Raw genomic sequence first — 12,681 nt, forward strand, 5'->3', positions numbered from 1 at the left:
TAGAAAGGAAAGGAGTGTGTGGAATCCGTGGTTGATCTTTTACCCATTGATATCGATGGACATACGTTTATCGCTGTTACTGTATTACTTCCAAAAACTACCTTACTGTCAATCTCAAATGAGAAAGGCTATATCATGTGCGGGGCCTTAGACGTAGGGTTATTAAATGATAAATTAAAGGATCGCAAAATTATTGCCGGTCGAGCAGTCGGAGTAAGGACAATCGAGCAGCTTCTGAATGCGCCGTTAGAGTCAGTCACGATCGAAGCAGAGGAATTAGGCATTCATCCGGGGATGATTGGTAAGGACGCATTAGCGAAGATGATTTAAAAGCTTGCGATGGAAAGCAAGCTTTTTTCTAATAAATCACAGATGCCCCAAAATCAAAAAAAGTATGGTTCTTAAGATGAATTTCCCTGAATTTTAGGCTAGTTCCCCTTTTCAAAGCATACATATAGCTTGAAGGGGTGATTGTTTTGGCGAAGTTTCGCAGACGGCGCTTAAAGAAGGGGCCGTTGCCTTTCCGTTATGTCATGCTCTTAACATTTGTCTTTTTTCTCTTTTCGACTGCGACAGGATTATGGTTAGTCAATAAGGGAATTGAACCAACCTTAATGAGAATTGCAACTTCTGAAACCCGAAATATTGCTTCGTTAGTAATTAATAAAGCAATTACAAAAAGGACAACAGATACTGGGGAAGACAATAATGTCATTGTGATTTTGCCAAGTGAAAATGGCAAGGCATCAAATGTTAAGCTCAATACTACCTATATAAATCGGGTCTTAGCGGAAACAACTGCACAAATTCAAAAGAACCTAAAAGCAGCCAAAAAAGGCGATCTGTCCTCACTTGAGCAGTTAACAGACGTAGAAATTGAAACGAAAGACTCTGAAAAGGAAGACGGGATTATTTGGTATGTTCCCCTCGGCCAAGCAACAAATATCTCATTATTAGGGAACTTAGGACCGAGAATTCCAGTCAAATTCCATGCGATTGGTGAAGTTGAGCCAGATGTAAAAATTGAGACAAAAGAGGTTGGTATTAATAATACATGGGTCGATGTTTCCATTCATATCGAAGTATCTGTGCAAATCATCACTCCATTTGCTACCAAAATCACAAAGCTGACGCAAAGTATACCTGTTGATGGGTCGCTCATCCAAGGTGATGTTCCACAGTTTTATAATGGGGGAAGCGGTATTAGTCCATCCATACAGCTTCCAGATAATAAGACGGAAGCCAAGGATGCAAACACTCAAAAAACAGACAACAAAAAAACAGAAACGAAAAAATAGGACGATCCACTTTGGATTGTCCTATTTTTTGCGTGCATTTATCCTTTCAATTCGCTTCCATTTGGCTAAATGCGGGTAAGGATCAAACGACCATTCAGTCACACCGTTGTCTTTGTACATCCCATAATGTAAATGGGGCGGGAATTTTCCTGAGGTGCCTGGAGGACCGTAACCAGAACTTCCGACACCGCCGATAACAGTTCCCGGCTCAACGACCTGGCCTATCTTTAAATCTTTAGCAAAACCGCTTAAATGGGCGAAGTAATGGTACGTGTTATTAATATCGCGAATACCGATTCTCCAGCCGCCAAACTTGTTCCAGCCCTTCATTTCGATAATGCCATAGTTTGTGGCTCGAACCGGAACGCCGTAACCAGCGAAAATATCGGTACCTTCATGAATCCTGCGGCCGCCCCAGCCGCGGGCAGAGCCCCAGGTACTTCGGTAGCTATGATTGCTGCGGATTGGAACAGGGAATACTTGTGTATCTAAATCAATTCGTCCAAAATGTCGATAGATTTTTGCCTTTCCAGCGATAATGCTAACAGTCTTATCGCGATGATAATAATTCCATAGACCTATTTTTATATTATCATGGTCGACACCGTATGAGAGGAGATAATGAGCAAAGGCATAGAGAACATCCTCATCATTTTTAAGACTCGCTTTCCCATCACCATCACCATCCACACCTAAGCCATCAAAGAATTGAATGGTAGCTGGGTTTTCTTCTAAAGGATTTGGGTTAGTTAAACCACCCCATTCTTCTGGACGAAAATAGATACCGATGACGCTATCTGGTTTAGGTAAGTCTCTGCGGACCTGGCGGATGCTTCTTTCGTATTGATCAATGGCCGCTAAATAGTACCAAGGGATTTGTGTAACTGTTTCCACTTTCTTATACAGCTTCATTCGTTCTTGGTATGGATTTGGTTGATTTACTTGAGCCTGAACCTGAACTTCTTTAGCAGACCATGAAGAGGCAAAGAAAAAAAGAAAAGTTCCTATTAATAGAACAGCCCGCACAAGAATCCTCCTTCCAATTAATGTACAAGGTTAGTTTATGTTTTCTCAACCATTTCATTATGGTTAATAAATGGTAAAGCCGAATTGCCCGAGATGGGTACAGATTATCTAAACCAATTTGCTTGTCGATAGTAATTCAGTATGTTAAAGTGACAAAAGAAGATCCATTACTGCTTCAAGGGGTGTAGCATTTAATGAGTAAAAAAGAAGATATTCTAAGAAAACCGGATTGGTTAAAAATAAAACTTAATACAAATGAGTCCTATACGGGATTAAAGAAAATGATGCGTGAAAAAAATCTCCATACAGTATGTGAAGAAGCACGCTGTCCTAATATTCATGAATGCTGGGCAGAAAGACGAACAGCAACATTCATGATTCTTGGTGATACCTGTACCCGTGCTTGCCGATTCTGTGCTGTTAAAACTGGTTTGCCCACTGAGTTAGACTGGAAGGAACCAGAACGAGTGGCCGACTCTGTTCAGTTGATGAATTTAAAGCATGTCGTTGTCACTGCGGTAGCCCGTGATGATCTTAGAGACGGAGGGGCGGCCATTTTTGCTGAAACGGTCCGAGCCATTCGTAGGAAAAATCCATTTACAAGCATTGAAGTTCTTCCATCGGATATGGGTGGAAAAGAAGAAAACTTACGTATGTTAATGGATGCAAAACCAGATATCTTAAATCATAATATTGAAACAGTTCGACGACTAACACCAAGAGTCCGAGCTCGTGCAAAATATGATCGTTCTCTTGAATTCCTCCGCCGTGCTAAAGAAATGCAGCCGAATATCCCAACAAAATCGAGTTTAATGGTAGGCTTAGGCGAAACCAAAGAGGAAATACTCGAGGTCATGGATGATTTAAGAGCCAACCATATCGACATTATGACGATTGGCCAATATTTACAGCCGACTAGAGGTCACCTCAAGGTTGAGAAATATTATAGTCCTGATGAATTTAAAGAATTACAGGAAATTGCCATTAGCAAAGGTTTTAGCCACTGCGAAGCAGGACCACTTGTCCGCTCCTCCTATCATGCGGATGAGCAAGTAAACGCAGCGGCAAAACATAAGCAGGCCCTTGGCGAGCAAGAAGCACAGGAAGCATAAAAACAAAGAGTTCAGTCCACAAGTGACTGAACTCTTCTTTTATTGGTAAGGATTCACTTTGAGAATTGCCTAGCTCCAGCGCCCTANNTTTATCTCAGTTGGAGAGCTCCAGGCCATACGCCGCTGGACAGGTCGCTTCCGCTTTTTTATTTATCATCCGCTGTTCTACCATTTTCATCTTCGCTGTCATTGACACGCTGCCCTTGCGGTGATTTTTTCATTTGTTGGATTAGCCCATTGACTAAATTACGGGCGTTTCTGCTTGTTGAATCAATGTTTGCCAAATTTTCAACATCTTTCCTCAGCACCTTATTATCAGTAACATACACGTGGTAATATCTTGGAACGACGGACAAAGCTGTTTTCTTTACTTGGTCAGCAGTTAAATTTCGATCCTTTGAATCGGTAGTATAGGCAATTAATACTTCTTGGTCAGTGATAAGTGTTGACACATCATGTACATTCGGAATATCGGTACTTAACTTACTAATAATGTTAGCCACTTGCTCTCGATCTAGAGCTGAATAATGATCATTTGCTGAACTATCATTCATGAGTGGGCTTTTTTGGTGCCGGACAAAGCCATAGTTGTTACTAGCATTACGAACACCACGGCTTGCCCCTTCATTATAGAGATCATGCCGCTTATTGTTTACATTAATGGTATTACCACTTTCTTCATAAATATCTTGGTTACCCGTATCTTTTGTACATCCTGTTAAAGCGGTTAGCATACACAACCCCAAGATTACGACTAATTTTTTCAACTTAAACACCTCCTTTTCTTAGAATAGCCAGTTAGAGGATTTTTTTTCTTAGTAATTGATGGGGAATCGGTTATAATGGGTATTAGGAATTAGCTGGCAAATGAGGTGAAATATCATGATAGTAATGAACAACACCGTTTATGAAATCGTCCAAGAGCATCGAAACGGATTTAATGAGGAAGCCCTTAAAGCAAGATTTAGTGATATTTTAACAAGATATGATTATGTAGTTGGGGATTGGGGTTATGGACAACTCCGCTTAAAGGGATTCTTCGACGACCAAAACCAAAAAGCTACATTCGATACAAAAATAAGCACGCTCAGTGAATATCTATATGAATACTGTAATTTTGGATGTGCGTATTTTGTATTGAAAAAAGTAAAAAAATAGAAAGAAAGGGCCAGCATGTATGCTGACCCTTCTTTCATGTTGATTCATTGTATGGAGGCTGTTGGTCTTCATTTGGATTATCATGGGTTGGATGTGCCCCGTCCATCTGTCTTGGTAAATCTTGATGAAGGGTTTTATTTTCATAGTTAAAGGCACTATATGCCCGCTGCCCTTCTTCCCATGGTGTGCTTTTGTTCTCGACCGGTTCGTCCTGCCGGATTGACGATCCGAACGGACCTTCTGGAAATTCCTCTGCCGTCAGAAAATTCCTTTGTTTTTCTACATTGGATAAATCCGTATATTTTTCTGCATCGTTTTCCTTCACTTTTATTACGCCCCCTTTAGGACTATTATTTTCAATGGGAGTGTAATTCATGAAAAACCATTATACTAATTCCATTAAAAAGGATCTTAGTTCCTCCGCGTCTTCTTCATTTAACTGAAAAGCGTGCTCTAAGTAACCTTCCTCTTGTAAATCATCTAAGCCAATAATCGCAAAGCGGTTTCCTTGCATATCCAGCACAAGATGTTTCCCATAATGGCGGTCACTTTGAACAATGGCTATATCAAAGCGTTGATTTTCACCAACAAAGCTGACAAATCTTGTTTTTGTATCTTCTGTATCATCGTATAAGAAAAAGCGATCCTTCATTAAATGGTCTCCTTTAAAAGTAGGTTTTTTAACATCTTCTATATAGTAACAAATAATACTGATCTAGGGGAGTAAAGATGTTTACATAATTTTCATTAGTTTTTAGAAAACGAAAAACGCGAATGATGTCAAATTATGTTACAATTAATTTGAATGATTGAATGGGTGACCCGTGAGAGGAATGATTGAATGATCCGTCGTTACATGGAAAAGGTCAAAAATGTAATGCAATGGGGAAAGATTTTATTACCTCTTTCGTCCATACGTTTTTATCCTCCTCAATTTGTTTTGCGAGATCCTGTTTTGGAGGGGGTTACAGCTGCCATTAATAATGGACAAGATGTGGCGGTGATAGTCTTTAATTTAAAGGATATCAGCAATATTGCAGAGCAATTGGGTCATGTTCAGTATGGACAACTCCTAAAGCAAATAAAAAAAGCTTTTCAAATGACCATAAAACAGCATATTGCCAAGCAGGATATCATCACCTTGCATGATTTTTATAGTGACGGTCTTACCCTTTTTATCAAAGTTGATTATATGCACCATAGTCTCTCAGAAATAAACACAATTATGGGTAAGATTATATATCATGTTGAAAAAGGCCTGTATCCATTATATCCATCTCTACAACCTCAGTTTGAATCAGGGTATATGTTTGTTGAGAAACAGAGTTTTTCTGTGTTGCATTCAGTTGAAAGTGCTCGAAGACAGGCACTGGCGATGGCAGAAAAAAGAGTCAAATCGGAATGGAATGAAATGGTTCACTCGATAAAGAAAATTGTTTCTAAACAGGAAATAAAATTATTAGCACAACCAATTATAGATGTAGCAACAAAAGAAGTAAGGGCTTTAGAAATGCTCTCTCGTGGTCCAGCAGGGACTGTGTTAGAGAGTCCTTTGTCGCTTTTTTCAGTGGCTAGACAAACAGGAATGCTTTACGAACTTGAGTTGTTGGTCTTTGAAAAAGTATTAGAGCAAATAAAGGCAACAAGATGCCGACAAAATATTTTTGTCAATTGCACACCATTAACGCTTGGAAATATTCAGTTTACACGCGATTTAAAAAAACTAATGCTGCAATATCCTCTTATTTCTCCCGCGCAGATAACGATAGAAATAACTGAAAATGATTCAATTGATGGCTTAAAAAATTTTATCTATAACATTAAAATGCTGCGATTAATGGGCTATAAAATTGCCATGGACGATACGGGGGCGGGATATTCTAGTTTAAGTATTATCAGTGATATCATGCCAGATATTATTAAAATTGATCGCTCAGTGATTTCTAATATTGATAAAAATTCGGTGAAAGAATCAATGTTACAGGGGTTAATGCTGATTGCGAGAGAAGCTGGTTCCCTCGTAGTAGCGGAAGGTATTGAAAATGAGGAAGAGGCATCTGTGCTGAAGAGAAATAATGTTGATTTAGCACAAGGTTTTTTCTATGCTCGTCCAACTGCATTTGTAAAAAAAACATCATAGAAAAAATGGAAATAGGTGATTAAATGTATTTTGTTGATAGGGAAAAAATTGAAGAAATCCTTAAATATTTAGAAATGCAAATTCAACTTTTTTTAAGCCAAAAGGAATGGTCGACCCCACTGGAAAAGGCAGCCTTAGAGAGGTTAAATCAGATGATGATTGAATCGGTTTTAGACGTAGGAAATGCAATGATCGATGGCTTCATTATGCGTGACCCTGGCAGTTATGATGATATTATTGATATTTTAATGGACGAAAAAGTCATCTCAGCTGAAACTGGAAGTTGTTTAAAAATCTTGATACAGTATCGAAAAAGACTGGTCCAATTGTATACCGATGTGAACCATCGTGAGCTTCAGGAAACTTTTTCGAAACATTTACATGAACTGGTCAATTTTGCAGCTAACGTCCGTGAATATCTTGCAACAGAATTAGGACCAGTTTCGGCTTTTAAAAACTGATTATTAGACCGTTGGCGCGGTCTTTTTGCTGTTTAGGGGAATAATAAATCTGGGAGTGATAATTTATGAAAAAATATAAAGGTTATTTAATTGATTTAGATGGAACAATGTATAAAGGTACTGAGCGGATTGAAGCAGCATCAGACTTTGTAAAGAATCTCCGCAATCATCAGATCCCCTATCTTTTTGTGACAAATAATTCGTCAAGAACACCAGCACAGGTTGCGGAAAAATTGACTCAGTTTGACATACCAGCAAGAGAAAATCAGGTATTCACAACGAGCCAAGCTACGGCCAATTACATTTATGAGCGAAAGAATGATGCTTCTGTTTATGTAATTGGAGAAGAGGGGATTCGGACGGCGATAGAAGAAAAGGGTTTACAATTTGGCGGAGAACAGGCTGAATATGTTGTAGTGGGAATCGACCGAGAGATCAGTTATGAAAAATTAGCGGTCGCATGTTTGGCTGTACGTAATGGTGCGACGTTCATTTCTACAAATGGGGATATTGCAATTCCTACAGAAAGAGGGCTGCTTCCAGGGAATGGGTCATTAACAGCAGTCATTTCTGTTTCTACACAAACCAAGCCGATTTTTATTGGCAAGCCGGAATCAATTATCATGGAACAGGCATTAAAGGTGTTAGGAACGACGAAGGAAGAGACATTAATGGTTGGTGATTATTACGACACGGATATATTAGCTGGTATGAATGCAGGCATGGACACGTTATTGGTACATACGGGGGTAACCACAAAAGAAATGCTTTCCAGTTATGACCGCATGCCAACCTACACTGTTGACTCCTTAGATCAATGGGAGATATAAAAAAGGATGGGGCAGCCCATCCTTTCCTAATTATTTTTTTCTTTCTCCGCTCGTGCTGCCCGGTGTGCAAGTCTGCTTGATGCAGCCGCAGCAATTGCTCCTACGATGTCATCTAAAAAAGTATGGCACTCCCCAGTTGATTTATCATTTAAATGCGCTAAGATTCCTGGCTTTAGCTTATCGATGTAACCGTAATTAGTAAAACCAATCGATCCATATACATTGACAATCGAAAAGGCTAGAATTTCATCGACCCCATAAAGACTTTCATCTGAACCGATAATGGATTGAAGTGGCTCCTCAAGCATTCCTTTTTCCGCGAGTATATCCAGTTGAATTCCTGTTAAAATTGCGTTTTGAACCTCCCGTTTCGAAAGAACACGTTCGACGTTAGCTAGACAGTCCTCCATTTTTAAATTCTCGTGATATTTTTCCTGTAAAAAGAAAACTAAATCAGCGATATCCTGTACCTCAACGCCTCTCTCTTTTAACCATCTACGCGCCGTTTCTTCGGTTAGATTTACTTTTTTGTCGTCTGCCATCCCTTTGATCACCTTTTCTATGAATTTTAACTATATTTTTACGGTATTATTCTAACTTATGCAAATGACTTCGAAAATAGAGCATGGTTAAAACCTTATATTCCCCTTCATTTTTCTCCGTTATTCAAGAACAAGTTTTCTTAAGCTAAAACATATACATGAGATAAGAAAAGGGAAAGAAACGAGGTGGACTTCCATGCTGCAGAAAATGTTAGAAAATCAATATGGCATTACGGTGGAGGAATATGTCAAATTAGATAGGTATGATGCCTTAAGAGGAAATGGCTGGCTCTATTTAATCTCTAAGCCAACGGGGAAGGAGGAACAAGATATTGCCGAGCTTGGAAAAATCGCCGAGCATTTACGAAATTATGGCGATCAAAATGTCCCTGTCTTTTTACCGACCAAAGAAGGCCAATTAATTACGGAATGGGAAAAAAGTAAATATTGTGTGCTTGCGAATCAGCAAATTGAAGAACAAAAAAAAATTAAATTGGGCAGAAAATTAGCTAAATTTCACGAGCGTGGCCGTCAGACTCCTTTTCAAATTGAGAGGTCCAGCCGGATTGGGCAATGGAAGTCCCTATGGGAAAAACGGTTGGAGCAAATGGAAAAGGTATGGAATGGTCTTCTTTTTCAAACGCCTGAAGATGAATTTCAACGGATGTTTATTGATTCCTTTCCCTATTATCTTGGCTTAACAGAGAACGCCATTCAATATTTAGTGGACACAGAGATTGATGATGAACCACTTGAAACGGACAGTGGAACAGTATGCCATGAACGGTTTACCCAAAAGACATGGGGACCAGTTAATAATTATATGATCAAAAATCCATTCGACTGGGTATTTGACCATCGCAGCCGAGACATAGCTGAATGGACCAGAGAACGATATCTCCACAATTCACAAACTTATGATGTTGAATTAAAGCGCTTTTTCGAAGAATATCAGAGTATTGCCCCATTATCTCCCTTTTCATGGCGATTATTATATTCCCGGTTGATTTTTCCACTCCATTACTTTGAATGTATAGAGAATTATTATATAACCACCTCAGAACAGGATAAAAAGGTATTAGAGGAAAAGTTAATGAGGATTTTACGGCAGTCAGGTGACTACGAGCGATTTTTGGCTGTTTTTTATCAGCTGACGGATGCACCGATCAAGCGATTAAACCTTCCGCTATTAGAATGGCTTTACAATTAAATTGAAGCAAAAAAAGCGATTACCTCTCAAATGGTAACCGCTTTTTTTAGGCTATATAAGCACATCCGCATATATTTTAGAAAACTTGTTCTACTTCAACGATGCCCGGTACTTCTTCTAAAAGTGCTCGTTCAATACCAGCTTTTAGCGTAATAGTTGAACTTGGGCAGCTTCCGCATGCACCTAGTAGGCGAAGTTTAACAATGCCTTCTTCAACATCTACTAATTCACAATCCCCGCCGTCGCGAAGGAGAAATGGACGTAATTTATCTAGTACTTCCTGAACTTGTTCAAAAATTTCTTGTTCTGCCAAATTAATCGACTCCCTTCCTATAATTTATATTATAATGTCATCAGCGTGAAAAATCCATTATCAGAAATTAGGAAAACACACATTTATAGACATTTTCGTAGGATTTATCGTATAAATGAGTTAATCTGAAATAAAAAGGGGGAATGATGTAGATGAGTAGTTCAGAAGTAGAAATTGTTGTTTATGGTGCCGAACAATTGTGTCCGAGTTGTGTAAATTTACCTTCCTCCAAAGAAACGTTTGAATGGCTCGAAGCGGCGATAGCTAGAAAATTTCCAGACCAGCCCTTTAAGATGACGTATGTTGATATTTATCAACCTAAAGGGGAAAGCGAAAAACAAAACTTTGCCAAAAGAGTGATTGAAGAGGATATGTTTTATCCGATAGTGGTTATCAAGGAAAAAATTGTGGGCGAGGGAAATCCTCGCTTGAAAACCATTTTTTCTGAACTGGAGAAGTATGGTTTTCAAGCCGGTTGAAAAGTAAGAAGCATTCCTACCACGGAATGCTTCTTAACTTTTTAGCCGTTATGAAACTTATACATCCACAGAATACCGGATTTTAACATGCGAGCGACTCGTCCGGTGATGGCGCGGTCTGCCATCATCCCAAACCCATGCTTTTTCCCAAGTGAACCGAGGATCCCTTTTAATTTAATTTGTGGGAAGGAAGTTGGCGGCTCTTCACCCTTCCAACGCCGCTTCAATACTTCTACAATTTGTTCAGCCTGTCCTTCTGCTAATTGAGCGCTTGGCGCATGTGGAAGACTGGCGCAATCACCGACAACAAAGACATGTTCATCAGTTGGTAAATGGTGGAGTGGGGTGATTACCATCCTTCCCATTCCGTCTTTTTCCCCGTCCATCGCACGGACAATCTGATTGGCTTGGATTCCTGCCGTCCAAACAATAACATCACAAGGAATTGGCTGATCGTGATTGTACAATACATTCTCTTCGACCTTGGTTATATTTGAACCGTTAATGATTTCTACATTATTTCTTACAAACCAATTTTCTACATATTTGCTTAACCGTTCTGGGAAAGAGGAGAGAATATGTTTTCCTCGATCGAATAATTTGATGTTCAAGTCTGAGCGGCTTTCGCTTAATTCACTTGCTAACTCTACGCCACTAAGTCCTGCTCCCACGATCCCAACAACTGAGCCGGGTCCGAGATTATTTAAGACGGAGTAGGTAAGTCGCGACTTTTCAATTGACTGTATACTGTAAGTAAACTGGTCCGCTCCTGGGACGTCATGATATTTGTCCTCACAGCCAAGACCAATGATAAGGTCATCATAGAAAACTGGTTCGGCATCCTTTAGCAATATCTTTTTATCAACTGTTTGGATAGCAGTGACCTCTCCATAGACTACTTTTAATCGTGGGTGCTCCGGAAAATCCACCCGGATTTCTTTATCTGATATCGTTCCTGCTGCTAATGCGTAGTACTCTGTTTTTAAACAGTGATAGGGTACACGGTCCACTAGTGTTATTGTCATGTCCTCAGGTAAATGGTTAGGGAGAATTTCGTTAAGAATCTTCATTCCTCCGTATCCGCCACCAAGAATTACAAGGTTTTTCATTTTTATTTCCCCTTTGAATAACCGGATTTCATTTAAGAGTTGGCTGAATTGTAATAAAAGTTTGTAAAAAAAATAATTCCGCTTCTTTACCACATACGAGTATAGCGAAAATGTGTCGATATAACAACAATTTTCGAAGTTTTCTTGACATAGGCGTAGTAACCATGGTAATTGACGAAGTGTGTGAAATAGCGTAGGATAAGTAGTTGTGGAGAGGTGAAAGTAATGATTCAACCCATTATCGAATTTTGTATTAGTAATCTTGCGAATGGGGCCCAGAAGGCACTTGAAAAGTTAGAGAAAGATCCTAATTTGGATATTATCGAATATGGTTGTCTTGGCTATTGTGGAAAATGTGCAACTACATTATATGCGCTTGTCAACGGGGAAGTAGTAACAGGAAAAACACCTGACGAACTTGTAGATAACATTTACCAATATTTAGAGGATAATCCAATGTTTTAAATATAAGCTCTACGCCTTGACTCAAGAGCTGGAAATAAACTATGGGAGCGTGCCGCTCCCTTATTTTTATATAATGAATAATATAGATTATGGGAATCTAATTATTTGAGTAGTTAACATAGACTGTATATAATTTAATAAAAGCCTCGGATTGGGAGGGTACGATTATGAGTAATAATGTGGTTATTTTAACAGAAGCGGCGTCGCTGCATATTAAAGAAATGATTAAACATAATGGCGAAGAAGGTGCATTGTTGCGTGTCAGCGTAAAAGGCGGCGGATGCAGCGGTTTATCTTATGGAATGGGCTTTGATCACGAGATGAACGAAGATGACCTTCAGTTTGAACAATTTGGAATTCAAATTTTAGTTGATAAAGAAAGTGCTGCGATATTACAAGGTACGAAGATTGATTATAAGGAATCCATGATGGGCGGCGGCTTTACCATTGACAATCCGAATGCGATCGCATCGTGCGGTTGTGGGTCTTCGTTTAGAACGGCGACTGCTACAGGCACACCGGAAGAATGCTAAATAGA

At 39.3% G+C, this 12,681-nt stretch carries 18 protein-coding genes; 11 read left to right on the forward strand and 7 right to left on the reverse strand.

The features are described from left to right. Positions 1-27 precede the first annotated feature (27 nt). Together V7121_RS10100 and yunB are read left to right on the forward strand one after the other, a co-directional pair. Positions 28-330 carry a YunC family protein gene (locus tag V7121_RS10100; protein ID WP_335502064.1) on the forward strand — a complete coding sequence of 101 codons (303 nt, stop codon included), beginning with the start codon at positions 28-30 and terminating at the stop codon, positions 328-330. Positions 331-476: 146 nt separating this feature from the next. Then, on the forward strand, positions 477-1,298 hold the full coding sequence (gene yunB / locus V7121_RS10105) for a sporulation protein YunB (protein WP_335502066.1): 822 nt from the start codon (positions 477-479) through the stop codon (positions 1,296-1,298). 21 nt (positions 1,299-1,319) lie between these two features. On the opposite strand, the gene V7121_RS10110 is transcribed toward yunB, so the two are convergent. Then, a complete protein-coding gene (locus V7121_RS10110) occupies positions 1,320-2,324 on the reverse strand; it encodes a M23 family metallopeptidase (RefSeq protein ID WP_420490631.1) in 1,005 nt (334 codons plus the stop codon). A gap of 194 nt (positions 2,325-2,518) precedes the next feature. Between V7121_RS10110 and lipA the strand changes: the two genes are divergently transcribed. Then, positions 2,519-3,436, forward strand: coding sequence for a lipoyl synthase (lipA, locus tag V7121_RS10115; RefSeq protein ID WP_335502068.1), 918 nt, complete (start codon positions 2,519-2,521; stop codon positions 3,434-3,436). A gap of 146 nt (positions 3,437-3,582) precedes the next feature. Here the strand turns inward: lipA and V7121_RS10120 are convergent, their stop codons facing one another. Next, positions 3,583-4,212, reverse strand: a complete 630-nt coding sequence (locus V7121_RS10120; RefSeq protein ID WP_420490632.1) for a YhcN/YlaJ family sporulation lipoprotein — start codon at positions 4,210-4,212, stop codon at positions 3,583-3,585. A gap of 106 nt (positions 4,213-4,318) precedes the next feature. Between V7121_RS10120 and V7121_RS10125 the strand changes: the two genes are divergently transcribed. Next, positions 4,319-4,594 (forward strand): YutD family protein, encoded by a 276-nt coding sequence (locus V7121_RS10125; RefSeq protein WP_335502071.1) that lies wholly within the window; start codon positions 4,319-4,321, stop codon positions 4,592-4,594. 34 nt (positions 4,595-4,628) lie between these two features. On the opposite strand, the gene V7121_RS10130 is transcribed toward V7121_RS10125, so the two are convergent. After that, on the reverse strand, positions 4,629-4,919 hold the full coding sequence (locus V7121_RS10130; protein ID WP_335502073.1) for a cytosolic protein: 291 nt from the start codon (positions 4,917-4,919) through the stop codon (positions 4,629-4,631). Between the two features lie 60 nt (positions 4,920-4,979). Beyond that, on the reverse strand, positions 4,980-5,246 hold the full coding sequence (locus tag V7121_RS10135; protein WP_335502075.1) for a DUF3055 domain-containing protein: 267 nt from the start codon (positions 5,244-5,246) through the stop codon (positions 4,980-4,982). A gap of 189 nt (positions 5,247-5,435) precedes the next feature. Here V7121_RS10135 and V7121_RS10140 point away from each other — a divergent pair, with 189 nt between their 5' ends. The 3 genes from V7121_RS10140 (at position 5,436) to V7121_RS10150 (ending at position 8,025) form a co-directional block, all read left to right on the forward strand. Next, positions 5,436-6,734: an EAL domain-containing protein gene (locus V7121_RS10140; protein WP_335546497.1), complete on the forward strand. Its 1,299-nt coding sequence runs from the start codon at positions 5,436-5,438 to the stop codon at positions 6,732-6,734. Positions 6,735-6,757: 23 nt separating this feature from the next. After that, the gene (locus V7121_RS10145; protein WP_335502078.1) at positions 6,758-7,195 is read left to right on the forward strand and encodes a DUF86 domain-containing protein; all 438 of its coding nucleotides are present in this window, start codon (positions 6,758-6,760) and stop codon (positions 7,193-7,195) included. A gap of 65 nt (positions 7,196-7,260) precedes the next feature. Continuing rightward, a complete protein-coding gene (locus tag V7121_RS10150) occupies positions 7,261-8,025 on the forward strand; it encodes a TIGR01457 family HAD-type hydrolase (RefSeq protein WP_335502079.1) in 765 nt (254 codons plus the stop codon). A gap of 26 nt (positions 8,026-8,051) precedes the next feature. Here the strand turns inward: V7121_RS10150 and V7121_RS10155 are convergent, their stop codons facing one another. Then, positions 8,052-8,567 carry a phosphatidylglycerophosphatase A family protein gene (locus tag V7121_RS10155; protein WP_335502081.1) on the reverse strand — a complete coding sequence of 172 codons (516 nt, stop codon included), beginning with the start codon at positions 8,565-8,567 and terminating at the stop codon, positions 8,052-8,054. Positions 8,568-8,763: 196 nt separating this feature from the next. On the opposite strand from V7121_RS10155, the gene yutH reads away from it, so the two are divergent. After that, positions 8,764-9,777 (forward strand): spore coat putative kinase YutH, encoded by a 1,014-nt coding sequence (gene yutH / locus V7121_RS10160; RefSeq protein WP_335502083.1) that lies wholly within the window; start codon positions 8,764-8,766, stop codon positions 9,775-9,777. Positions 9,778-9,853: 76 nt separating this feature from the next. Here the strand turns inward: yutH and V7121_RS10165 are convergent, their stop codons facing one another. Beyond that, positions 9,854-10,114: a NifU family protein gene (locus tag V7121_RS10165; RefSeq protein ID WP_335502213.1), complete on the reverse strand. Its 261-nt coding sequence runs from the start codon at positions 10,112-10,114 to the stop codon at positions 9,854-9,856. 128 nt (positions 10,115-10,242) lie between these two features. On the opposite strand from V7121_RS10165, the gene V7121_RS10170 reads away from it, so the two are divergent. Continuing rightward, positions 10,243-10,569, forward strand: coding sequence for a YuzD family protein (locus V7121_RS10170; protein ID WP_335502085.1), 327 nt, complete (start codon positions 10,243-10,245; stop codon positions 10,567-10,569). A 41-nt stretch (positions 10,570-10,610) separates the two neighbouring features. On the opposite strand, the gene V7121_RS10175 is transcribed toward V7121_RS10170, so the two are convergent. After that, positions 10,611-11,678, reverse strand: a complete 1,068-nt coding sequence (locus tag V7121_RS10175; protein ID WP_335502086.1) for an NAD(P)/FAD-dependent oxidoreductase — start codon at positions 11,676-11,678, stop codon at positions 10,611-10,613. A gap of 225 nt (positions 11,679-11,903) precedes the next feature. Here V7121_RS10175 and V7121_RS10180 point away from each other — a divergent pair, with 225 nt between their 5' ends. Together V7121_RS10180 and erpA are read left to right on the forward strand one after the other, a co-directional pair. After that, positions 11,904-12,143: a YuzB family protein gene (locus tag V7121_RS10180; protein WP_026567906.1), complete on the forward strand. Its 240-nt coding sequence runs from the start codon at positions 11,904-11,906 to the stop codon at positions 12,141-12,143. A gap of 167 nt (positions 12,144-12,310) precedes the next feature. Then, positions 12,311-12,676 (forward strand): iron-sulfur cluster insertion protein ErpA, encoded by a 366-nt coding sequence (erpA, locus tag V7121_RS10185; RefSeq protein WP_335502088.1) that lies wholly within the window; start codon positions 12,311-12,313, stop codon positions 12,674-12,676. Positions 12,677-12,681: the final 5 nt, after the last annotated feature.

This window comes from Neobacillus drentensis (genome assembly GCF_036962125.1).
Taxonomy (GTDB): Bacteria; Bacillota; Bacilli; order Bacillales; family Cytobacillaceae; genus Neobacillus; species Neobacillus drentensis_B.